The 23,077-nt window shown below is 40.4% G+C and carries 18 protein-coding genes and 1 pseudogene; 15 read left to right on the top strand and 4 right to left on the bottom strand.

The window, feature by feature from the left end:
- Window positions 1–34 precede the first annotated feature (34 nt).
- From ACW0TQ_RS18170 to ACW0TQ_RS18120, 11 genes are all read left to right on the top strand, one after another.
- Window positions 35–1,558 (top strand): aldehyde dehydrogenase family protein, encoded by a 1,524-nt coding sequence (locus ACW0TQ_RS18170; protein WP_256706098.1) that lies wholly within the window; start codon window positions 35–37, stop codon window positions 1,556–1,558.
- Window positions 1,559–1,592: 34 nt separating this feature from the next.
- Window positions 1,593–2,789: an NAD(P)/FAD-dependent oxidoreductase gene (locus ACW0TQ_RS18165; RefSeq protein WP_256706099.1), complete on the top strand. Its 1,197-nt coding sequence runs from the start codon at window positions 1,593–1,595 to the stop codon at window positions 2,787–2,789.
- 15 nt (window positions 2,790–2,804) lie between these two features.
- On the top strand, window positions 2,805–3,707 hold the full coding sequence (gene dapA / locus ACW0TQ_RS18160) for a 4-hydroxy-tetrahydrodipicolinate synthase (protein WP_338112853.1): 903 nt from the start codon (window positions 2,805–2,807) through the stop codon (window positions 3,705–3,707).
- A 101-nt stretch (window positions 3,708–3,808) separates the two neighbouring features.
- Complete coding sequence (locus ACW0TQ_RS18155) at window positions 3,809–4,591, top strand: aspartate/glutamate racemase family protein (RefSeq protein ID WP_289584646.1); 783 nt, start codon at window positions 3,809–3,811, stop codon at window positions 4,589–4,591.
- A gap of 18 nt (window positions 4,592–4,609) precedes the next feature.
- The gene (locus ACW0TQ_RS18150) at window positions 4,610–4,894 is read left to right on the top strand and encodes a (2Fe-2S)-binding protein (RefSeq protein WP_256706101.1); all 285 of its coding nucleotides are present in this window, start codon (window positions 4,610–4,612) and stop codon (window positions 4,892–4,894) included.
- Window positions 4,878–5,177 carry a (2Fe-2S)-binding protein gene (locus ACW0TQ_RS18145; protein ID WP_256706102.1) on the top strand — a complete coding sequence of 100 codons (300 nt, stop codon included), beginning with the start codon at window positions 4,878–4,880 and terminating at the stop codon, window positions 5,175–5,177. The genes ACW0TQ_RS18150 and ACW0TQ_RS18145 overlap by 17 nt, the downstream gene beginning before the upstream one ends.
- Window positions 5,178–5,183: 6 nt before the next feature.
- Window positions 5,184–6,386: an NAD(P)/FAD-dependent oxidoreductase gene (locus tag ACW0TQ_RS18140; protein WP_256706103.1), complete on the top strand. Its 1,203-nt coding sequence runs from the start codon at window positions 5,184–5,186 to the stop codon at window positions 6,384–6,386.
- Between the two features lie 27 nt (window positions 6,387–6,413).
- On the top strand, window positions 6,414–7,013 hold the full coding sequence (locus tag ACW0TQ_RS18135; RefSeq protein WP_341172878.1) for a short chain dehydrogenase: 600 nt from the start codon (window positions 6,414–6,416) through the stop codon (window positions 7,011–7,013).
- A gap of 65 nt (window positions 7,014–7,078) precedes the next feature.
- The gene (locus ACW0TQ_RS18130; protein WP_042533560.1) at window positions 7,079–8,557 is read left to right on the top strand and encodes an alanine/glycine:cation symporter family protein; all 1,479 of its coding nucleotides are present in this window, start codon (window positions 7,079–7,081) and stop codon (window positions 8,555–8,557) included.
- A 115-nt stretch (window positions 8,558–8,672) separates the two neighbouring features.
- Window positions 8,673–9,353 carry an SDR family oxidoreductase gene (locus ACW0TQ_RS18125; protein WP_212929299.1) on the top strand — a complete coding sequence of 227 codons (681 nt, stop codon included), beginning with the start codon at window positions 8,673–8,675 and terminating at the stop codon, window positions 9,351–9,353.
- Between the two features lie 80 nt (window positions 9,354–9,433).
- Window positions 9,434–10,903, top strand: a complete 1,470-nt coding sequence (locus tag ACW0TQ_RS18120) for an alanine/glycine:cation symporter family protein (RefSeq protein WP_455725885.1) — start codon at window positions 9,434–9,436, stop codon at window positions 10,901–10,903.
- Window positions 10,904–11,036: 133 nt separating this feature from the next.
- On the opposite strand, the pseudogene ACW0TQ_RS18115 reads toward ACW0TQ_RS18120, so the two are convergent.
- Window positions 11,037–11,987, bottom strand: a pseudogene (locus ACW0TQ_RS18115) (class I tRNA ligase family protein); the annotation flags it as partial.
- A gap of 520 nt (window positions 11,988–12,507) precedes the next feature.
- The gene (locus ACW0TQ_RS18110) at window positions 12,508–12,696 is read right to left on the bottom strand and encodes a hypothetical protein (RefSeq protein WP_042533564.1); all 189 of its coding nucleotides are present in this window, start codon (window positions 12,694–12,696) and stop codon (window positions 12,508–12,510) included.
- A 197-nt stretch (window positions 12,697–12,893) separates the two neighbouring features.
- Here ACW0TQ_RS18110 and ACW0TQ_RS18105 point away from each other — a divergent pair, with 197 nt between their 5' ends.
- Window positions 12,894–13,826: a D-2-hydroxyacid dehydrogenase gene (locus tag ACW0TQ_RS18105; RefSeq protein WP_455725884.1), complete on the top strand. Its 933-nt coding sequence runs from the start codon at window positions 12,894–12,896 to the stop codon at window positions 13,824–13,826.
- A 167-nt stretch (window positions 13,827–13,993) separates the two neighbouring features.
- Here the strand turns inward: ACW0TQ_RS18105 and ppdK are convergent, their stop codons facing one another.
- Entirely contained in the window at window positions 13,994–16,600 is a 2,607-nt protein-coding gene (gene ppdK / locus ACW0TQ_RS18100) for a pyruvate, phosphate dikinase (protein ID WP_455725883.1), read from the bottom strand.
- Between the two features lie 176 nt (window positions 16,601–16,776).
- Between ppdK and ACW0TQ_RS18095 the strand changes: the two genes are divergently transcribed.
- From ACW0TQ_RS18095 to ACW0TQ_RS18085, 3 genes are all read left to right on the top strand, one after another.
- Window positions 16,777–17,406 carry a CBS domain-containing protein gene (locus ACW0TQ_RS18095; protein ID WP_256706110.1) on the top strand — a complete coding sequence of 210 codons (630 nt, stop codon included), beginning with the start codon at window positions 16,777–16,779 and terminating at the stop codon, window positions 17,404–17,406.
- A gap of 23 nt (window positions 17,407–17,429) precedes the next feature.
- A complete protein-coding gene (locus tag ACW0TQ_RS18090; RefSeq protein ID WP_256706111.1) occupies window positions 17,430–18,242 on the top strand; it encodes a pyruvate, water dikinase regulatory protein in 813 nt (270 codons plus the stop codon).
- A gap of 325 nt (window positions 18,243–18,567) precedes the next feature.
- On the top strand, window positions 18,568–21,639 hold the full coding sequence (locus ACW0TQ_RS18085) for a hybrid sensor histidine kinase/response regulator (protein WP_368901595.1): 3,072 nt from the start codon (window positions 18,568–18,570) through the stop codon (window positions 21,637–21,639).
- 90 nt (window positions 21,640–21,729) lie between these two features.
- On the opposite strand, the gene ACW0TQ_RS18080 is transcribed toward ACW0TQ_RS18085, so the two are convergent.
- Window positions 21,730–22,758, bottom strand: a complete 1,029-nt coding sequence (locus ACW0TQ_RS18080) for a hypothetical protein (protein WP_368901594.1) — start codon at window positions 22,756–22,758, stop codon at window positions 21,730–21,732.
- Between the last annotated feature and the right edge of the window lie 319 nt (window positions 22,759–23,077).

Raw genomic sequence — 23,077 nt, 5'->3', positions numbered from 1 at the left:
TCTTCAAAGGATAGATACAAAGGAGGAAGGTATCATGAGTGACGCAGCAGCATTTGAAGCAGTTTTAAAAGATACGGAAGAAGTTCAGAATATGTATATCGCTGGGGAGTGGACCAGCGGGAGTACCGGAAAATCCAGAAAGGTTTATAACCCTGCAAACAACCAAGTCATTGCAACCGTTGCTGACGGCGGCGCTGAGGATGCAGACAAAGCAATCGAAGCTGCCAGAAAAGCCTTTTATGAAGATGGCTGGCGTGAAGCCTATGCGAGAACAAGGGCTGACCTGCTATTGAATGTAGCAGAGAAGCTGGAGGCGCGGAAAGAGGAAATAGCAAAATTAGAAACATTAAATAACGGAAAAATCTATGAGGATTCTATTGTTGATGTGGAGGATGCCATACATCAATTTAAATATTATGCGGGACTGGCGATGCAGCCGCATGGTCAAACCTATGAAGTGCCCGATGAAATTCAGGCCATGGTGATTCGGGAGCCGGTTGGCGTGGTCAGCATTATTGTTCCGTGGAATTTCCCGCTGGTAATGGCTGCGCAAAAGCTGTCAGCTGCGCTTGCTGCAGGGTGTACCGTGGTGGTAAAACCAGCTTCTCAAACGCCGTTAACCGTGTTGAGATTATTTGAAATTATTGATGAGGTCGGCTTTCCAGACGGGGCAGCGAATCTGGTGTTGGGTCCAGGCTCTGTGATCGGCAATCAATTAGTACAACATAAGGATGTCGATAAAATATCGTTTACCGGCGGAACAGATACCGGGAAGCAAATTATGAAGGATGCAGCGGATACCATTAAAAAAGTCGGCTTAGAGCTGGGAGGAAAATCTCCAAATATCGTATTTGCCGACGCGGATTTTGAAACGGCAGTCGATTATGCCATGCTGGGCATCTTCGCCGGACAGGGGCAGGTTTGCTCGGCGGGCTCCCGATTAATTTTAGAGAAAAGTATCTATGAGAAATTTGTTGATGAATTAGTAAAACGCACGAACAAAATCAAGATTGGACCGGGATGGGACCCGCAAACTGAAATGGGACCGCTTATTTCTCCGGATCATGCCGATTCTGTTCTGGAATATGTCAAAGTCGGCTTGGATGAAGGCGCGGAATTATTATGCGGCGGAGAACGTTTAACAGACGGTTCTCTTGCAGAAGGGAATTATGTAGCTCCGACGATTTTTGCAAATACAACACCAGATATGCGGATTGTACAGGAAGAAATTTTTGGGCCAGTACTGGTTATTCAAGTATTTGAAACAGAGAAAGAGGCACTGGAGCTGGCAAATGGAACAGATTTTGGATTGGCGGCAGCGGTATTTACGAATGACGGTGCGAAAGCGCAGCGGGTGATTCGCGGATTACATGCAGGAATTACCTGGGTGAACAGCTATCATCCAACATTCAATGAAGCTCCTTGGAGCGGCTATAAGCAGAGTGGAATTGGCGGAGATTTAGGCACATATGGCTTTGAAGAGTATCTGTATAAAAAGCAGGTCAACATTGCTTTAGAAGTGAAGCCTTCAGGCGCTTACTCCAATGCAGACAGTTAATCTATCAATCTATTTTTAAAAAGGAGGTGGCAGATTGAATAGTTTTGATGTGGTTGTTATCGGCGGAGGCATTATTGGTTCAAGTGTAGCTTATTACCTCTCTAAAGAAGGGTACCAAGTTGCTTTGGTGGAGAAGGGAGATATAGCGGCTGGTACGTCGAGCAGATGTGATGCTGTTGCCCTCATTTGTGATAAGAAACCGGGAATTGATACAGAAATCGGCTTTCGAAGTATTCAGCTGTATAAAGAATTAGCAAAAGAATTCTCTTTTGATTTCGAGTTTTTCTCCCGGGGAAGCCTGTATGTTTGTGAAACAGAACAGGAATTGGAAATTGCAAATGGGTATGTCAAGCAGCAGGTCGCTGCCGGCTACGATATGAAGATGGTAAGTAAAGAGGAGCTTCCCGATATCGAAAAGCATTTGGCTAACGATTTGGCAGGCGGTGTCTGGACAGAGGTTGACTCTACGATGAATCCATATCTCGTTTGCTACGCCTTTATTGAAGAAGCAAAAAAATACGGATTGCAGCTTTTTACGAATCAGGAAGTAAAAGAAATCACACAGGGTCCGGATGACTCTGTAGAGTCTGTAAAAACCAGCACCACAACGTTATATACGAAAAATGTGGTCAATTGCGCCGGTGTCTGGGCAAGTCATATTGGGGAAATGGTCGGGATAGACATTCCGATTCGGCCAAGAAAAGGAATGGTCCTTGTGACAGAGCGGACAGACAGGATCGTTCATCAAAAAGTACATGAATTTGGCTATATGCTCTCTAAATTTGAAGATATCAACTACAAAAGAAATGTCAGTAAACTTGTAGAAGATTATAATATTGCCTTTACCATTGAACCGACAGAAGCAAGTAATTATTTAGTAGGCGGACATCGCGCATTTAAAGGCTATGATACCAGTGCGGAACATGATGTGATGCGGGGAATTGCCGAACGGGCAACGCGGTTCCTGCCGATGTTAAAGGATGTCAATTGTATACGTGCCTATGCCGGCATCCGCCCATGGGTAGTGGATCATTTGCCGATTGTATCCGAGGTAGATGAGGTGCCGGGCTTCTATATTGCCAGCGGCCATGAGGGTGACGGAATCAGTATGGCACCGATTACCGGGAAAATGATGACAGAGCTTATTTCAGGAAAAGAAACCGAATTTAATATTGATCGCTTGAAATTTTCAAGATATAAAGCGCAAGAAGAAATCTTACAAACTATTTAATTATTGGAGGAATGAATGATGTATAAACCAACTGGAATGATACCTGCAATGCCAACACCATTTAATGAGGACGGATCGATTAACTTTTCTGCCTATCAAGGCTTGATTAATCACCTGGTTGACGGCGGAGTACACTGCCTGCTTGCTGGAGGAAGCACAGGAGAATATTCGCTGATGTCGTTAGAAGAAAGAAAGAGTCTATTAAAAGCAGCGGTAGAATATGCCGGCGGACGTGTGCCTGTCATGGCAGGTACGAGTGCACACCGGGAGGAAGAAACGCTGGAGCTGACAAAATATGCAGCAGAAGTTGGCGCGGATTGTGCGCTTGTCGTAACACCATATTATATGACAACAAGTGAAGAAGGAATGAAAGCATATTATAAAAAATTAGCTGCCGAAGCAGGAATTGGAATTGTTATCTATCATTATCCTGCAGCAACCAATGTAGAGCTTTCCCCTGAATTTATTGCGGAATTAAGTGAAGAGGAAGGAATTGTAGCGGTCAAAAATACAACAGACCAGGAGCATACTTGTAAAGTGATTGCTTTAACCAAGGATAACGAGGACTTTACTGTATTAACCGGATTTGAACACCTGATTCTGCCGACGTTATCTGTAGGTGGGCACGGGGCGACAGGAATTATTCACAATCTGGTTCCAAAAGAAATCGTAGAAATGTACGAGTTATTTACAAAGGAAAAAGATATCGACGGCGCATTAGCTATCAATCAGCGTTTACTTCCGCTATATGATTATGTGGAAGCAGAGCCGGTGCCGGGACCTGTGAAAGCCGGTTTAGATATTATTGGCCTGGAAGGAGGAACCGTACGGAAACCATTAGTGCCAGCTTCCGAGGAGCTAAAAGAGAAGATGAGCAAAACATTAAAAGAATTAGGCTATGAAGTAAAGCCGGTTTAGGTTTTTAGCAGGTGAAGGCACAGAGAAAAACAGCATAAAAATATATTTTGTTTGATTTCTCTGTGCCGCTGCTTTGAATTGAGATGATGGAGGAAAAAAATATGGCGAGCAGCAGAAATCAAGAATATGGCTTTGTGAAATCGGATCACGGTCAGCTGATTGAAATGAAAAAAGGGCAATATGTAGCGGGTTTCTCCGTAGGAATTCTATTCCTGGATGATTGCTGGTACCCGGTATTACCTGGCAACGTAGCTAATTTATCCACCTATGATTTTCCTGTTGTACCACGGGTTGTGTCGAATTGTACCCAGGACAGAATTCACGTCGGCGACCCGACGCTGGTGGGCGATGTGATTCAAACAGCACAGCAGCTGGAAAGAGAGGGAGCGAGGGTCATTTGCGGAGCATGCGGCTTCTTTGGGAATTATCAAAAGCAGGTTGCCGATGCAGTAGACATCCCCGTCTTTATGTCGAGTGTTGTTCAGATTCCATGGATTAAAACAGGATTAAAAAGCCATCAGCGTATCGGCATGCTGACGGCAGACAGTGATGGCATAACGGAAAGTCTGTTTGACAGCTGTGGAGTGACCAATGTAGATGATGTCGTGGTAAAAGATTTGGGGAAATTACCGGAATTCTCTGCCATCGTGGAGAGCAGAGGAAGCTTTGACAACGGAGTAGTTAGAGAAGAGGTTATTCAAGCGGCAAATGAGCTGGTGGAGGATCATCCGGATATTGGAGCTATCCTGCTGGAATGCAGTGATTTACCTCCGTATGCCGCAGCAATTCAACAAGCGGTCGGATTGCCAGTCTTTGATTTTATTACAATGATTCGATGGGCGCATATGGCAACTGCTCAGAAACCGTATTATGGTTTTATTTAAAACAAAGGAGGAGTACGGATGGCGGATGAAGATATCATCATTTGCAGATGTGAAGAGATAACATTAAAAGAAATTAATCAGACGATAGATCATTACCATTGTTCCTCTCGTGAAGTGAAGCTGAGAACAAGAGCAGGGATGGGATATTGCGGAGGAAGAACGTGCCGGAGTATGATTGATCAAATTGTTCAGTCCCATGACTCTGCTCCAAGGACAGATGGTATTTCTCTCAGCTATCGTCCGCCGGTCAGACCAGTATCATTTGGCACTCTGGGAGGGATGGATCATGTCAGTGAGGATTGAGGAGCACCCGATTTTAGGGTCTTTATCGAATAAAAATAAATTAACCTTTACATTTAATAATCAAACGATAGAAGCGCTTGAAGGAGATACCATTGCTTCAGCATTATTAGCAGAAGGATATCGAGAATTACGAAAGCATGATGTAAGCGGAAAAGGCAGAGGAATCTATTGTAATATCGGTCATTGCTTTGAATGCAGAGTTCAGCTGGAGGACAGGCAAGTTGTCCGCGCTTGTGTAACTGCTGTCAAGGATGGGATGACTGTTTATTCTTTAAGGAAGTGATGGTTTATGTGGAATTTGGTGATTATCGGTGCTGGTCCAGCGGGTTTAACAGCAGGAATAGCAGCCGCAGAAAATGGAGTAGCCGTTAAGGTGATTGATGAATTTCCCCGCCCGGGAGGCAGGTTATTAGGCCAATTGCATGAGGAGCCGAACGGGGAGTGGTGGAATGGCATCCAAGAATCTGAAAATCTGGTAGATAGAGCTGAATCTCTAGGTGTGGAAATAGAATGTGAAACATCCGTTTATAATTTGGAAAAAATAGAAGCTGGCTGGAGAATTTATACTTCCAGCGGCGCTATCGATACGGTGCATCTGCTGTTGGCAACAGGCGCAAGTGAAACACATATTCCGCTGCCGGGGTGGACGCTTCCAGGGGTAATGTCAATTGGAGCGGCACAGGTAATGGGGAATGTCCACAGGGTAAAGCCGGGGAATTCTTGTATTATCATCGGAGCAAATGTATTATCGATGGCCATTGCCAATGAGTTAAAGCTGTGCGGCGTAGATGTGAAGGCCATTATTTTACCAGTAACCGAACAAATAGGAAAAGAAGCTGGTCAGCCGCAGGAAGTATTAGCATCATTAATGCGTTTGACCCATCTGGCTCCTTCTCCTTTACTAAAACAGCTGGGCAAGCTGGGAAAACATATGCCCGTGAGTTTTGCGACAAAATTTTATCCAAGTAATGGATTGAAAATGAACGGGATTCCAATCAAATTAAAAACGGCTGTAACAGAGATTATCGGGGAAGATGTTGTTGAAGGAGTGAAAACCGTAAAAATAAACACAGCAGGCGAACCCATTCCAGGAACAGAAAAGACGGAAACAGCTGATGTGGTTTGTATTTCAGGGGGACTGACGCCAATGGCAGAGCTTGCTTCTGTTGCCGGTTGTTCCTTTAAATACGTGGAAGCATTAGGGGGACATATTCCGGTTCATAATGAAAAAATGGAGACAACACTCCCTGATTTATATGTATCTGGCAATATCACAGGAGTAGAAAGCTCAAAGGTTGCCATGGCACAAGGGGAAGTCGCCGGATTAAATATAGCATCGAAAGTAATTGGAGAAAATCCCGCATTAACAGAGCGTATGAATCGCGCAATTCAAAATGTAAAAAAGGTAAGAGCAGCCGCTTTAATTCAATTTCATCCGGAAATTAAAAAGGAAAGAGAAACATTGTATCAAGATTATCAACAAAATGCTTGAAATGAAGAAGGTAAGGAGACATGTCATATGAAAATACTATTAATCGGAGCAACCGGATCCATCGGAGAAGTAGCGTATGAAGAATTAAAGGACGATGCAGAAATCATCCAAGCCAGCCGGAATTCTTCAGAATATCCAGTAGATATTACTTCAGAAGAGAGCATCAGAGCGCTTTTTGAAAAGGTAGGACAGGTGGATGGCATCATTTGCGCTGCAGGTTCGGCCCATTTTGCCACAGTGGATGAACTGACACCGGAACAGAATATGATTGCGGTAAACAGCAAGCAGCTGGGACAGGTAAATGTAGTATTAATCGGTTTACATTATCTGAGAGATAACGGAAGCATTACGCTTACAACGGGTGTTTTGATGGATGATCCATTGAAAACTGCATCCTCATCGGCGATGGCCAATGGCGGTGTATCCGCGTTTGTTAAATCAGCAGCCATTGAAATGCCGCGTGGAATCCGGATTAATCATGTCAGTCCATCGATGCTGGAGAAATCAAAAGAAAAATATGGTAAACTATTCCAAGGGTTCGAACCTGTTTCTTCCAAACGGATTGGCTTAGCTTATCGAAAAAGTGTCTTTGGAGCGCAAACGGGTCAGGCATATAAAGTATATTAACCGATTTTCTGGTGCGGGGCCTAAAATGGATTCTAGTTTTTAGGCCCGTGAACAAGGGGGATAACATGGGTGAATTTATAGGGCGATTAAACGATATTGTATGGAGTCCAGCGTTGGTTATTTTTATTCTGGCACTGGGATTGTTTTTCTCCATAGCAACGCGTTTCATTCATTTTCGATATATTAAGGACATGTTTAAACTGACATTTACTGGCGGAAAGTCGGAGGCAGGTATTTCTTCGTTTCAAGCATTATCGATGTCGATTGGAAGCAGAATTGGTATTGGTAATATAGCCGGTGTAGCGACTGCAATCACATTAGGGGGTCCGGGAGCTGTATTCTGGATGTGGATTTTGGCTTTTTTCTCTGCCAGTATTGCTTTTATGGAAACCACGCTTGCACAGATTTATAAAGTGAAGCAGGATGGGGAATACCGCGGAGGCGTCCCGTATTATATTGGTAAAGGGTTAAAGAAAGAATGGTTTGCTGTCATTTTTGCAGCCGTGACCATGGTTTCTATGACGATTCTTGTCCCGGGGATTCAAGTAAATACTATAGCGCTTTCTCTTGATGACGCATTTGGTATAGCTCCGGCAATAACAGGTATATTACTCGTGATTTTACTGGCTGTTGTTATTTTTGGAGGGGTAAAAAGAATTGCAAAAACGGCGGAGACGATTGTTCCAGTTATGGCAATTGGTTATATCGGCGTATGTGTTGTTATTTTAGCTGTTAATTTCACATCCATACCAGATGTACTTTCATTAATTGTTTCCAGCGCAATCAATCCAAGTGCAACATTTGGCGGAATCATAGGTTCAGCAATCGCCTGGGGCGTACAAAGAGGAGCCTTTTCGAATGCCGCCGGCTTTGGAAGTGAAACCTTTGAAACAGGAGCAGCAGAAGTTTCCCATCCTGTTAAACAAGGATTAGTGCAGGCATTATCCGTGTATATCACCACCCTGGTTATTTGTTCTGCTACAGCATTTATGGTCTTGATTACTGGTATGTATAATGTTCAGCTGGATGATGGCACGATGGTTGAGAACAATATTGGTGCTGTGGAAGCAGGTTCCAACAACGTTCAATTAAGCGTTGAAACGATTTTACCGGGATTAGGGGGACCTTTCGTTGCTGTTGCGATCTTCTTCTTTGCATTTACCAGTTTGATTACGTACTCCTATAAAGCGGAAACCAGTCTGGCCTATCTTAACAGTAACCGTAAAAAAAAGCTGCAGTGGCCATTAACTGTCTTGAAATGCGGCCTGTTAGTCACCGTTTTTTATAATAGTACAAATTCAGCTGCCCTGGCATGGAGTTTTGGCGACTTAGGGTTTGGGGTCATGGCTTGGTTAAACATGATAGCATTGCTATTTCTGACAAAACCAGTCTTAAAGGCCGTAAAGGATTATGATGTGCAGAAAAAACAAGGAAAAGATCCAGTATTTGATTCGTTGAAAGCTGGAATTAAAAATGCAGATTTTTGGGAACCGGAACAAGAGGAAAGTGTGCAGCCGGCTAAAAAAGAACGAAAAGTTATTTAGTGTATTGTAAGCGTTTGCTGGTTGGCCCAGTTTAGTTTAATGGTGTCTTTAGATTCTTTTGGGGCAGGTTAAGAAAGCATACGGGTTCATTCGGTTTTTAGGAGTGGTCGATTTTATGAAAACAGTGGTTATTACAGGTGCTGGAAGCGGTCTGGGTTCAGAATTAGCGTATGCTTTTTCTGAACTTGATTATAAGGTATGTCTGTTAGGCAGGACGCGTTATAAATTAGAGGAGGTGTCCCAAAATTTAAAAGGAAAATCTTCCATCTTTGAAGTGGATATTACAGATCCCTTAAGTGTGACAGAAGTATTCAAGAAAATAGATGAATCACATGATTCCATAGACTGTCTCGTAAATAATGCAGGGGTCGGTATTTTTAAATCATTAGCTGAAATGGATAATAAAGAAGTCGATTTGTTGATTGATACAAATGTAAAAGGAGCGATTTATTGCACCAAAGAAGTTTTACCAGATATGCAACGCAGGAATAAGGGAGATATTTTAAATATTATTTCCAATTCTGGAAAAGCTGCCAAAGCAGATGAAATCATATATAGTACCAGTAAATTTGGAATGCGGGGGTTTTCAGAAGCATTAACGGATTTAACAAAAGACACAGATATTAGAGTGCTTGCGGCATACATGGGGAATATGAACACCAGCCTCTGGCGGGAGGATAAGCCGGCAGAACGGAAAAGCTACGCAAGTCCAAAAGATATGACGAAAATAATTATGGATCATTTCCAGGATAGAGAAAATGTAGTTAGTTCGGACATAGTTATAGAAAACCAATAGAATCGAATGACTTTAGATAACTGCTAACAGAGGAAATCGCAGTAAGATTAAAAAATCTGAAATAGATAAGGGAGAGTTATATGAGCGCATTTATAGATTGGTTAAGCGGAGCTGTCTGGAATCAGTATTTTATTTTCAGTTTTTTAGTGATTGGTTTATTCTTTTCTATTATGACCAGATTTGTGCAAGTGACACATTTAAAAGATATGATCAAGCTAATGTTTGTGAGAAGATCTTCTGAATCCGGCGTGTCTTCCTTCCAGGCAATTTCAATGTCACTGGGGAGCAGAATCGGAACTGGTAATGTTGCAGGAGTTGCAACAGCAATCACACTTGGGGGACCGGGAGCAGTATTTTGGATGTGGGTAATGTCTTTCTTTGGAGCAGCTACAAGTTTTATTGAAATTACATTATCGCAGGTTTATAAAAGTAAAGTGAATGGAGAATTGCGTGGCGGGACGCCATATTTTATTGAAAAAGGTCTTGGATTTAGAAAACTGGGTATTATTTTTGCAATATTAACAACTTTGGCAACAGGATTTTTTCTGATGAATATTCAATCTAATACGATTGCGGCTTCAATGGAGGGAGCTTTTGGGATTCCGCCATATGTTATTGGGATTATCCTTGTTCTTTTAATGGGGTTATGTGTCTTTGGCGGTGTAAAAAGAATTGCTAAAACTGCGGAGTATTTAGTACCTTTTATGGCAATTGGTTACATTATAGTCTGTATTATTATTTTAGGGCTTAATTTTCGGGCTATTCCAGATTTGTTTTCATTGATTATATCGAGTGCATTTGGTGCAGAAGCAACGTTTGGTGGCATGATAGGAGCGGCTATATCATGGGGGGTTCAAAGAGGATTTTTCTCGAATGCTGCAGGAGCAGGTTCAGAAACTTACGAAGGAGCTGCTGCTGAAGTATCTCATCCGGCAAAGCAGGGGCTGGTTCAGGCGCTGGCTGTGTATGTAGATACTTGGATTATATGCTCGGCAACTGCCTTTATGATTCTTATTACAGGGATGTACAATGTAGAAGGGGCAGCATCTGTCGTGAATGTTCCTGGTGTAGAAGCTGGCTCAGTAAATGTGCAGCTGGCAGTAGATACCGTTTTGCCGGGTATTGGATCTGCTTTTATGGCTATTGCCTTATTTTTCTTTTGTTTTACCACAATGATAACTTACTATTATAAAACAGAATCTAGTGCTACGTATATTATTGGCCATTCCAATAAAAAGGAAAAATTATTTTTATTTCCGTTACGTATAGGCATACTTATTTTTGCCTTTGTCGGCGCTATTGTTTCCGCATCTACAGCATGGGCAATGGGAGACATCGGATTAGGAAGCATGGCGTATTTGAACTTAATCAGCACGTTGCTGTTATCTGGGGTAGCACTCAAGGTTTTAAAGGATTATAAAGAACAGAAAAAAGCAGGTAAAGATCCTGTGTTTGATCCAGTAAAGCTAGGAATTAAGAATGCGGATTATTGGGAAACACAACAAGAAGAAAGTTCCCGATCATCTAAAAGCGGAACAAAGGTTATTTGAAGTATTGTAAGCGTTTGCTTAAGTGTTGAAATAATTTAACATGATAAAGTGCGAATTCTTCGTTTAATGGAGAATTCGCACTTTATCATGTAAAGTAAGACACGCTTTCAAATTATTGAAGGAGGAGTTTCATGGCCGGTGCTACATGAACAATCCCAGTTCCGCTTGTATCTGTCACAAAATCTGCACCAATCACGACATATCCGTTAGAAACAGTGATAAAATCGAATGGAGGATGGTAGGAGAGACCAATTAAATCCTGTCCTTTGATAATTTCTAAAACGTTATAGTCTTCCTTCATCACATTTTGGACTAATGATTTTGCTGCGATATATATTTCATTTCCCTGCTGCACACGCATATACTCCATTTCCGGATTCACTGCGAGAGCCACATTGGCTGGAAGTGTCCAAGGTGTTGTTGTCCAGCCTAATAGATATTCATTGTCTTTTCCTTTAATCTGAAACTTGGCAGTAGCAGATAAATCAGTGACGTCTTTATATCCTTGAGCCACTTCATGAGAACTTAGTGACGTCTCACAATGGGGACAATAAGGAACAACACGATGACCTTGATATAAATAATCCTTCTTGTGAATGTCAGAAAGGATATGCCACACCGATTCGATATACGCATTGTTCAGTGTGACATAAGGGTTCTCCATATCTATCTAATATCCAAGCGCATCGGTGAATTGCTTCCACTCATTTTCGTAGGTGAAAACACTTTCTTTACATTTCGCGATAAAGTTCTCCACACCATATTCTTCAATTTGTTCCTTGCCGCGGATATTCAATTGTTTTTCTACTTCCAATTCAACAGGTAATCCATGGGTGTCCCAGCCAGCTTTTCGTAAAACCTGATAGCCTGACATGATTTTATATCTTGCTACAAAGTCCTTGATGGTTCTGCCTAGAGCGTGGCCGGCATGCGGCAGTCCGTTAGCTGTCGGCGGTCCTTCGTAAAAAACAAAGGTTTCTTTACCTTCTCTGTTGGAAATAGAGTGCTGGAAAGTATGATCTCTTTCCCATTGGTTTCGAATTCTTAATTCACGAGCTGCACTTGATTCCTTCAATTTTTTCACCTCATTATCAAAATTAAAAAATCCCGATTCTGCGCAGAGAGAATCGGGAGGCTTACATTCTTCATAAAAATAAAAAAACCAACATAAGCAGTGGTTTTCGGAATGGATTTTCACTACGTACTATCATACGCATTCTGGATATCGGTAGAATGCCGTCAAAGTTTAATGTACTGTCTAGTTCCAAGCGCCAAACTTTAGAGATTTCACGTCACGCCCTACGATAAGTCAACATCGGTTCGTCACCTCACCGTGTTTCCTTTATCTCAGTTGTGCCGCTCCAATCTCTACGTTTTTAAACGGGCACTTTCCACTTTTCTCTTCAACTTTGCTTCTCAGGGAGGATTTTCATTAGCTTTCTTAACGTTGACTTTCAGCACAGGGTCAACTCTCTGTAGATAAGAAGGAGATAATTACTCTTTCCCGTCATCGAATTAGATTTTAAATTAACAACAATAGTAAACGATTAAAATTGAAAAGTCAACCTGCTGGATTTCTTGATTAACAATACTTCTGTGATTCATCATTTTTCATGATTCTTTTTGTTATCAAGTGAAATCTTTAATATCACGACCAGCAGAAAGAAAATAGTTAAATCAAAGAATCCGCGTAAGTTCCCAACAGTAAACAGGTTGGCTATAAAAGGGAAAAAGGTTATGACGGCAATGGAAGCTATCATGCAAAATAATACGGTTAAAAAAACATCTTTCATGATTTGTAAACTCCTATATACTGGAATATGAAATGTTCAGTATATCAATATTTACATATATTGACTAGTCCTATTTAACGGAATATTTTGGATAGAGTATTTCCAAATAAATAACAGAATTATAAAAGTATTATGATGGATATTTTTCAAAAAATAAAATAATCCTCTATAATAAAGAGAGAAGGGAGAAGGTTAATATGAACATTCAAAAAATAATTATTGCCAGTCCGTTAATAAAGGAATTAGAAAAACACATAGCACATTATAAGCTGGATAAAGAAATTCGTTACATAACAGAGGACGCTATAACAGAGGGAGACCTGGAATGGGCGGATGCTCTTTGCGGGTTTCAGCTGCGGAAGGATACGGACTACGGCAAAGTGAAATGGGTACATTCTCTAGGCGCCGGTGTCGATGGATTTTTGTATGATCAGAATTGGAATGAAAATGTATTATTAACACGTACTGTCTGCTCGTTTGGACAGCGCATCGGGGAATATTGCTTAAGCTATATGTTAAGGGATACCCAAGCGCATCAGACGTTTGCAGCCCAGCAAGGAGAGAAGGTCTGGAAGGAATTTTCTCCTGTATTATTGAGTGAGAAAACAGCAGTGATTTATGGAACCGGTGAAATCGGCAGAAGACTGGCAGAGATTCTATCCGGATTTGGAATGAAGGTGTACGGCATTTCTTTAAGCGGGACACAGAAAGCACCTTTTAGCCAAGTTGCAGCTATTGACTCTCAATTTTCATTTATAAAAGAAGCGGATTATGTAATCAATACATTGCCGTTAACAGAGAAAACAGCAGATTTATTTGATAAACGCTTATTTGATCAAACGGACAATATTGGATTTATCAATGCAGGCAGAGGAAAGTCTGTTGCTGAAGCAGATTTGCTGGCTGCCTTGGAAAAGGAGCAAGTACGGTTTGCTGTACTGGATGTTTTCCATGAAGAACCGTTGCCTGCATCGCATTCATTCTGGGAGCATCCAGCTATTACAATAACACCTCATATATCTGCTGTGACAACGGCAAAAGAAGCGGCGGATTGCTTTGTTGACACCCTGAAAAGAGTGGAAGCAGGGCAGGACTTGGAAAATAAGGTGGATATTCAAAAAGGATATTAAAGCTAATTTTATGCTGGTTCAAATAAGAGGGGAGGCTAAGCTGATTTATAATCCGAATTTGACAATGATTCCAAGGAGCTGGTCAGCTTTCCTTCATCTCTACTATAAAAAATAGCAGCACAGACCATGGCTTTGGTCTGTGCTGCTATTTTTTATAGTATGTTTTTCTATTTTAATACTGCTTGCGCTACAGCTAAACGAGCGGCTGGAATACGGTATGGTGAACAAGAAACATAATCAATGCCGATTTGTTGGAAGAAAGCAATCGATTCTGGATTGCCGCCAACTTCGCCGCAAATACCGATCATCATGTTTTCTTTCGTTTGTCTTGCTTTGTCGACAGCGAGCTTAATCAATTCGCCGACACCGCTTTGATCCAGAACCTGGAACGGGTCTTGCTGCATAATCTGTTTTTCTTTATAGGTATTGATAAACTTACCGATATCATCGCGAGAAAATCCAAATGTCATTTGAGTTAAATCATTGGTACCGAAGCTGAAGAAATCGGCATTTTCTGCTAATTGGTCAGCAATGATACATGCGCGCGGTAATTCGATCATGGTCCCGATTTCGTAAGGGAAGGGCTCCATTTGATGCTCCTTGAATGTAGCTTCGATGGTTTCGGTTAAAAAGCTTTTAACGTAGTCCAGCTCGGCTTTTTCTGAAATTAAAGGAACCATGATTTCTGGACAAATCGTCAAGCCTTCTTTTGCTAATTGAATGGCACTATTGAAAATTGCTTTGACTTGCATTTGATAAATGAGCGGTTCAGTAATACCTAAGCGGCAGCCCCGATGGCCCAGCATTGGGTTGGTTTCTTGTAATTTTTCGATTTGTTTCTCCACAGCAGACGGGTATCTGTTTAGTTGATCAGCCAATGACTTGATTTCATTGGCATCATGCGGCAAAAATTCATGCATTGGCGGATCAAGCAAACGAATCACCATTGGTTTATCTTGAACTGTTTTTAACATTTGATAGAAATCTTCTTGCTGGAAGCTTAGTAATTTATTTAAAGCGGCCTGGACTTCCTCTTCATCTTTAGCGAGAATCAAGCGGCGCATTTCCAGTACACGCTCTTCCCCAAAAAACATATGCTCTGTTCGGGCTAAACCAATTCCTGTTGCACCAAAATCAATCGCTGTTTGTAAGTCTTGTAATGTTTCAGCATTCGCACGAACCTTCAACTCAGCGCATTCGTCTGCCCAAGTAAGTAATTGCTGCAAGCTCTGATCGTTTTCAGGAACAATTGTCGGGATTTCCCCTAGATATAAACTTCCAGTACTGCCGTCAACAGAAATCATATCGCCTTCCGTCAGGGTATGGTTACCACATAATACAGTTTTGGCACTTTCATTGACTGTTAATGCTTCACAGCCGGTGACACAGCAAGTTCCCATTCCTCTGGCAACAACTGCTGCGTGCGATGTCATTCCGCCGCGGCTCGTAACAATTGCTTCGCTGACCACCATGCCTTCAATATCTTCTGGCGAGGTTTCTTGACGAACCAGAATCACTTTTTTTCCTAAAGCAGTGTATTCTTTTGCTTTATCAGCTGTAAAGACGATTGATCCGGTTGCTGCGCCTGGACTGGCAGGTAAACCTGTTGCGAAAGCATCCACTGCTGTCAGTTTTTCGGTATCAAAGACCGGATGAATCAATTGATCGATCACCTCAGGAGAGACGCGCATAATCGCTTCTTCCTTTGAGATTAAACCTTCAGCTGCTAAATCTAAAGCTATTTTCAAGGTAGCTTTGGCGGTGCGTTTTCCATTTCTGGTCTGCAGAATATACAGCTTACCATTTTCGATTGTAAATTCGATATCCTGCATATCCTTATAGTGCTGCTCCAGTTTATGAGAATGTTTAATAAAATCATTATAAGCTTCTGGCAAAATGGTTTGCAAAGATTCAATCGGCTCCGGTGTACGAATCCCTGCAACGACATCCTCTCCCTGCGCATTGATTAGAAATTCACCAAATAATTTATTATCACCGACAGAAGGATTGCGAGTGAAGACCACTCCTGTTCCGCTTTCCTCACCGCTGTTGCCAAAGACCATTGACTGGACATTAACCGCTGTTCCTAAATGATGAGGAATATTGTGCAGGTCGCGATATACCTTCGCCCGCTGGTTATTCCAGGATTTGAAAACAGCCTTCGTTGCTTCGAATAATTGCTCCATTGGATCCTGTGGAAAGGCTACTTTATTCTTAGAGAACAAATTCTTATACGATTCAATCAATTCTACATGCTCTGCTTCGTTAAAATCAGTTACTTTTTTATTCAAACTCTTCTCCATTTGATGCAGCAATACATTGAATTGTTCTTTATGGATTCCGTAAACGACATCACCGAACATTTGCAAGAGACGGCGGTAGCAGTCATAGGCAAAGTTCACATTGGTCAATTTGGCAAAATCTTGAACTCTATAATCATTTAAGCCAAGATTTAAAATGGTATCCATCATGCCGGGCATGGAAAAGACAGCGCCGCTTCGAACAGAAACTAATAGAATATTTTCAGTAGATGTAAAAGATTTCCCTGTTTCTGACTCTAAATTTTGAATCGCTTTCAAAACTTCTGCTTTTAATTGCTTTTCAAAAAAGGAAGCATCTGCTAAATAATTCATACAACATTCTGTAGTAATCGTAAAGCCCTCAGGTACAGGTAATCCCAAATGAGTCATTTCTGCAAGATTGGCTCCTTTGCCGCCCAGCAATTCTTTGTTCCCGCTTCGTCCTTCATCAAATGTATAAATTAATTTTTCCATAAGAAACCTCCAATGATTTAATTGTGTGTCACATTTATTTAATAATCATCATATATGACAAAAATATGTGTGTCAATACATAAATATGTGATTATTAGTTTAAAAGATTCATTAATATGTGTATAATGAAAACATAATAATAACATTGTTTGATAGCTTTATTTGGAGGTCCAAGTATGAAATTAAGTGAAAGACAAGAACAAATCATCCAATTAGTAAAAGATTATCAGCCGGTCAGCGGGGAAAAAATATCTGAGCTGTTAGATGTTTCTAGAGCTACGTTACGTTCAGATTTATCGTTTTTGACATTAGCAGGTGTTTTACAAGCTACACCTAAAATCGGCTATACGTATTCAGGTTCGGATTTAGAAGCCTTTTTCTTTTTTAAGACCTTTGATACGAAAATCGATGAAATTATGATTCCACCCTTAGTGATTAACCAAAATACATCGATTCGAGATGCCATCACTAATTTGTTTATTTATGATGTTGGTTCCCTGTACGTGGTGGATGAAGAAAAACTTCTCGTGGGTGTTTTATCCAGGAAGGATTTATTAAGGGCATCATTAAATTCAGATATTGATAATACGCCAGTTGTAGTGTGTATGACACGAATGCCGCATATTAAAGTCTGTCAAAAAAATATCAATATACTGGAAGCAGCCACTATCTTACAAGATTTTGAAGTTGATTCACTGCCAGTCGTTGAAGAAGAAAATCACAAAAAAGTGATTGGTAAAATTACGAAGTCTCGAATACTTAATTACATTACGCAGCAAGCCAGAAATGCAGAATTAAATAAATAAATAAAAGGGGATATCCATCTATTATGAAAAATGAAATCATCATCTACTCTATTTCTGATTCACTCGGAGAAACATCACAAAAGTTACTAACAGCCGTCAGTGCACAATATCCGGATTTGAATTTTAATAAAAGCTATCGCTTTCCATTAGTAAATCGAGAAGAGGAGTTATTGGGAATTTTGCGGGATGCCTTAAAGGATAAAGCGATTGTTGTTAGCACCTTAGTTAATCATCGTCTAGCTGAAACTGCCCGGAATTTCAGTCAGCAGACAGGTCTCATGTATTTAGATTTGATGCACCCATTTTTTGAAATGATTCAAGCAAGAACCGGTTCGAGACCCATTGAAGAACCTGGAACAGTTCATAAATTAGATACGGAATACTTTAACCGCATCGCAGCTATTGAATTTGCGGTGAAATATGATGATGGCAAGAACCCGCAAGGCTTTATAGATTCCGATTTAGTCTTGTTAGGTGTATCACGAACCTCAAAGACACCATTAAGTATGTATTTAGCGAATAAAGGGTATAAAGTTTCCAATTTACCTCTGATTCCGGAGGTTCCCTTACCACAGATACTGGAAGATGTAGATCCGCATAAGCTGGTGGGTTTAGTTTGCCATCCAGATAATTTATCTAGAATTAGAAGTAATCGTTTAGATTCATTAGGTTTAAATCATTCCACCAGTTATACCGATTTAGAAAAAATATATAACGAACTCGACTATTCACAACAGGTTTTCAAACGATTTGGTATTTTTACGATTGATGTGACAGATAAATCGATTGAAGAAACAGCGTATGTGATTGAAGAACATTTTAAAGAAATGGAATAAAATAATCTTTTTATGGTATGTATTAATATGAGTGACAACTGTCTTTTATAAAATAGGGAATAGGTATTTTTCATGACTTTATATTCATTCTGCAGGGTTTAATGTAGTATTATTTGCTATAATACTAGAAAAAGAGAGAATCATGTTAATATACCATGCTTTTTATGATAGATTTTATTCTAAAAAATATAAAAGAATTGGCCAAGTCGTGAAGTGAGATGTTCTGGAATGGAGCAATCTTGCTGTCGTTCAGCACCCCTCAATGGGTGCTGATTCTTATAAAAAAGGCTGTTCTTTAACAAATAACGGCAGGGCGGTCGCTGCGATGAAAAATAAGAATACCTATACATACTTCAAGGTTTTTGCCATTTTATTATTATTTTTTACGTGCCTGATCAGTTTTCGATTCATGTGGATTAATTACCATAACAAAGGAGAGCAGCCTGTCATCACAGAGGGCGTGCTTGATTTAACAGATTGGGATTTTTCTGACAAAGAGACGATTTCTTTAAATGGGGAGTGGGTTTTTTACCCCAATCAATTCATAGATACACCAGCTAATTCTTCTGCGGCGGACCAAACGTTGATTCAGGTTCCTGGTGATTGGCAAAATGAGCTGAGGATGGTTAATGCAAATCAGGAAAACAGCTTGGGATATGGCAGTTATTATTTGAAGGTGTTGCTACCGGATGCGAGTCCTCCTTTTCTGGGACTCCGTCTGAATAACATACATACGGCAGTTAATATCAGGGTAAATGGTCAGCTTGTAGAATCGGTGAATTACCCAACTGCCGAGAAAACGGAACAGTCACATATCCGCGGGCCGATTACCAGTCTGTTTTATGCGGATCCGGATAAGCGTGAACTGGAAATTATCTTGCAAATTTCGAATCATGAGCTTCCGTTTGCAGGTGGAGTCGATCAGACGGTTTCCTATGGAACGGCAGAAGCTGTCAATCAGGAAACCAATCTGTCCCGCTTCCTTCAGTTAACCGTTATTATCATTCTATTCTTGCATGCCCTGTATGCTTTTGCCATTTTCCTTATGAATAAAGGGAAGCGGCAAACCGAATTAATTTATTTTGGATTCATGTCATTCTTGATTGCTGTGGGGAATTTATTAGACGATGAAGTATTTGTTCAATTGCCATTTAGTGCAGATGTCTCCTTCCGGCTGCTGGTTGCCATCTATATTTTGGTGTTATTTGTCTTGATTAAATTTATTCAGCATTTGTATCAAATGCATCAGAAGTTTATCAAGGTGTTGGCCGTTATTGCTATCGTGATGGCGGTATTGACCTTGACCTTCTTTTCACTGGAGCATTTTACCGTTTTATCGATGCTGTTGTTTGTATATGATGCTGTTGCTATTGCTTATCTGTTTATCATTACGCTCAGGCAGATTGTCCGTGGTGATAAGAACGGGATTCTGATTTTACTCTTGATATGCAGCTATACCTCTAATGTAGCGTGGGGAGCGGCAATACAAACAGGTCAAATAGACTTTCCTTTTTATCCCTTTGATTTTTTTGTGCCCATTGTTATCATCGCTATTCTATTAATAAAACGCCATATTCAACTGACACAGCTGAGTGAAGAGCAGGCAGTGAGATTAATTGAAGAGGATAAGAAAAAGGACCAATTCTTAGCGAATACGTCTCATGAGATTCGCAATCCTTTACATGGAATGGTGAATATTGCTCAATCAATTATTAATAAACATAGAGACAGCTTAACCCCAGAAGCAGTCAATAATTTACAGCTTTTAGCTCAAATTGGCCATCGATTAACATTCACACTAAACGATATTTTGGATATTACAAGACTAAAAGAGCGGAAGATTCCGTTACAAAAAGAGAACCTTTCATTGCATTCTATTACAGAAGGTGTTATCGAGATGGTGCAATTTACATCCCCAAAAAAGTCCATTACCGTACATAACGAAATTGGATTGGATTTTCCGCCTCTATATGCAGATGAAAATCGGCTGATTCGAATTTTGTTCAACCTAATCCATAATGCAGTGAAATATACAGAACGCGGCAAGGTTATTATTTCTGCTGTAAAACAGGAAGATATGGCCCTTATTACGATTCAGGATACGGGAACAGGGATCGCTCCGGATGCTTTGGAACGAATCTTTCTTCCTTATGAGAAGCTCAGCAAGTCTGATGTGGATAGCGGGGGAATCGGGTTAGGGTTAAATATCTGCAGACAATTAGTTGAGCTGCATGGCGGTGAAATTAGTGTAGATTCTGTGCTGGGGAAGGGAACGTCCTTTTCTTTTAGTATGCCTTTAGGCTCAATGGCAGGTATAAATTTGGTACAGTCAGAGAGTGGGAAACAAGGCAGCATTTATGATGACTATGCCATTCATACCATGGTATGGCATGATAAAAATGCCGCAACAGGCAAGCCTTTTCTGCTGGTTGTGGATGATGATCCTGTTAATTTAAAAGTAATGCAGAATCTTTTAGAACCGGATTATCAGCTGCATTGTACAACGGATCCGGAGACTGTTATAGAGTGGCTGGAGAGACAATCTTATGATTTGGTCATCTCGGATGTGATGATGTCGCCGTTTTCCGGCTATGAATTAACGAAACGTATTAGAGAACGCTTTAGTCTTTCCGAATTACCTGTTCTATTATTAACGGCTCGTAACCAAACGGAGGATATTTATACTGGTTTTATATCCGGGGCAAATGATTATATCGCCAAGCCAGTTGAAGCATTAGAATTACAAGCCCGGGTCAGGGCATTAACAGACTTAAGTCATTCTGTCGATGAACAATTGCGGATGGAAGCGGCTTGGTTACAAGCTCAAATCAAACCGCATTTTATGTTTAATACTTTGAATGCCATTGCTGCCTTAAGCAATATAGATATCGACCGGATGATGAATCTGCTGAATGAATTTGGCAGATACCTTTCCAGAAGCTTCCACAGCAATAATACGAAGCCGTTAGTATCGCTGGAGGAAGAGCTGGAGTTAGTAGATTCCTATATGTATATCATGCAGCAGCGATTTATGGAGAAGCTGACCGTGCATAAGGATTTTGATGACGTTCAGGATATCTTTGTACCGCCGCTGTCCATCCAGACAATCGTGGAAAATGCAATCAATCATGGGATTATCTCCCAAAATAAACCAGGTACACTGTGGCTGCAAGGGAAACAATTAGCAGATGGTTACCACATTAAAATTATCGATGATGGGGCAGGGATGGAAGCAGAGGTATTGGCCGGATTATTAAATAAAGAGGAAGAAAAAGAAGGCGTGGGTTTACTGAATACGAATCAGAGATGGAAAAAGCTTTTTGGACACGGAATGAATATTAAAAGTACAGCAGGAGAGGGGACAGAGGTGACGCTGTGGATTCCTAAAAATAAATAATACAAAATAGGATAAGTCCCCACTAGCGCACTGTGCAACTAGAGGGGACTTATCCTATTTTGGAGCTGTGACAGTGTTTGTGTTATTCTCTTATAACATTTGGTTATTTTCTTTTATAGTAAGCTTTCTAATGAACATAAAAATTCCTTTTCCTACTTTAAGCAGGATATACCCGGGAATCCATCCAAATAGAAGAATAATAATCTCCGTCGCAAAAATAAAGATACCTAACGGCGGAATGTCGGTGAATACCGAGATAATCCATACAGGAATACTATGACCTGCAAAGAGGACAGCGAAATAAATGAACGGAAGAAACCATTTCGTATAAGCCCTCCAAAAAACAGTAATAATCGGCAGCAGGATGTTGACACCATATACGCCAATAACAAATAATATTCCCATTTCCCAAAAGGTATTATCATCAGCGACAGGCTGCCAGGGAAGTACAGTTAAACCAAGAATGAATGCATAAGCTAACAGAAGTATTCCTATTCGAATTTCCCATTTTCTTGTCTTTTTTCTCAATGAAACTTCAGGTTTTTTCTCATCAGGCTCCCATGGATGAAAAGGATTCTTATATATTTTTCTTCCTATTTTTTGTGGGAATTCCTCCCCGTTCCATGGCTCTCCTTTGAGCTGGTTAAAGTCCGTATGATATTTTTGACGTTCTAAAAGGGCAGGACGGAGATCATCATCTGTTTGAAACAATGGCAATCCTTTATCCTGAAAACGGGCTGTCCAATCGTAAAATTCTTCTTCATTAAAAAATTCTCTCATATAATATTGATCGTCTTTGTATTTAAAAACCATAAGTTTTCCTGCATAATACAATTTTTTATTAGAGGAAGATTCTTTGATACTATTTCCTATAATGACTTCCCAGACAGAATCAAATAAGATGGATGTTTCTTCCCTTTGTCCGGCCTTATGATCAATAGCAGTTTGGAAATACCCTTTTTCATTTAATTCATAGAAAATTTCATATCTTTCTAAGTATTTTTTCTGCTGCATAAAAAAAGCAAAAATCAGGCCGGATATAAAGCTGATAACAGCAAAAATGCTTACAAGTATCCAGTTAATAGGTTGTAAGAATAAAAAATAGATTCCGCTTCCCATGAAAATAAGACAAATAATAAAAGCAATGGTTGTTATGCGACGGAGCGCATCATTTGTTTCGGAAGGAGGCTGATTTGTATCTTTGATTGGTTTATGTAGGTTGTTTTCGATGTGGATTCCCTCCTTTGGTTCTTCTTCTAATCAGTTTATTTTATTACAGCCTATGTTTGATAATATGGTACCACATCCAGATTTTGTTACAAATAAAAAAGAGATGTACAACAATGAATTTTTGAAATATATTTGAAAAATTTTTGTCTGTTTAAATATACAAAGGAGGGGAAAAAATACAAAGGAAGCAAATTTTATGATTTGTTTA

Source organism: Oceanobacillus sp. M60 (assembly GCF_053839645.1).
Note: the sequence above shows the minus strand (reverse complement) of the source record. Positions and strands in the feature narration are given on the sequence as shown.

Excerpts from the sequence above, each read along its gene's own strand:
- ACW0TQ_RS18155 (WP_289584646.1), top strand. The coding sequence starts at position 3,809 with ATGGCGAGCAGCAGAAATCAAGAATATGGCTTTGTGAAATCGGATCAC.
- ACW0TQ_RS18145 (WP_256706102.1), top strand. The coding sequence starts at position 4,878 with ATGTCAGTGAGGATTGAGGAGCACCCGATTTTAGGGTCTTTATCGAAT.
- ACW0TQ_RS18135 (WP_341172878.1), top strand. The coding sequence starts at position 6,414 with ATGAAAATACTATTAATCGGAGCAACCGGATCCATCGGAGAAGTAGCG.
- ACW0TQ_RS18150 (WP_256706101.1), top strand. The coding sequence starts at position 4,610 with ATGGCGGATGAAGATATCATCATTTGCAGATGTGAAGAGATAACATTA.
- ACW0TQ_RS18080 (WP_368901594.1), bottom strand. The coding sequence starts at position 22,758 with ATGGGAAGCGGAATCTATTTTTTATTCTTACAACCTATTAACTGGATA.
- ACW0TQ_RS18110 (WP_042533564.1), bottom strand. The coding sequence starts at position 12,696 with ATGAAAGATGTTTTTTTAACCGTATTATTTTGCATGATAGCTTCCATT.
- dapA (WP_338112853.1), top strand. The coding sequence starts at position 2,805 with ATGATGTATAAACCAACTGGAATGATACCTGCAATGCCAACACCATTT.
- ACW0TQ_RS18085 (WP_368901595.1), top strand. The coding sequence starts at position 18,568 with ATGAAAAATAAGAATACCTATACATACTTCAAGGTTTTTGCCATTTTA.
- ACW0TQ_RS18130 (WP_042533560.1), top strand. The coding sequence starts at position 7,079 with ATGGGTGAATTTATAGGGCGATTAAACGATATTGTATGGAGTCCAGCG.
- ACW0TQ_RS18170 (WP_256706098.1), top strand. The coding sequence starts at position 35 with ATGAGTGACGCAGCAGCATTTGAAGCAGTTTTAAAAGATACGGAAGAA.
- ACW0TQ_RS18105 (WP_455725884.1), top strand. The coding sequence starts at position 12,894 with ATGAACATTCAAAAAATAATTATTGCCAGTCCGTTAATAAAGGAATTA.
- ACW0TQ_RS18125 (WP_212929299.1), top strand. The coding sequence starts at position 8,673 with ATGAAAACAGTGGTTATTACAGGTGCTGGAAGCGGTCTGGGTTCAGAA.
- ppdK (WP_455725883.1), bottom strand. The coding sequence starts at position 16,600 with ATGGAAAAATTAATTTATACATTTGATGAAGGACGAAGCGGGAACAAA.
- ACW0TQ_RS18140 (WP_256706103.1), top strand. The coding sequence starts at position 5,184 with ATGTGGAATTTGGTGATTATCGGTGCTGGTCCAGCGGGTTTAACAGCA.
- ACW0TQ_RS18090 (WP_256706111.1), top strand. The coding sequence starts at position 17,430 with ATGAAAAATGAAATCATCATCTACTCTATTTCTGATTCACTCGGAGAA.
- ACW0TQ_RS18120 (WP_455725885.1), top strand. The coding sequence starts at position 9,434 with ATGAGCGCATTTATAGATTGGTTAAGCGGAGCTGTCTGGAATCAGTAT.
- ACW0TQ_RS18095 (WP_256706110.1), top strand. The coding sequence starts at position 16,777 with ATGAAATTAAGTGAAAGACAAGAACAAATCATCCAATTAGTAAAAGAT.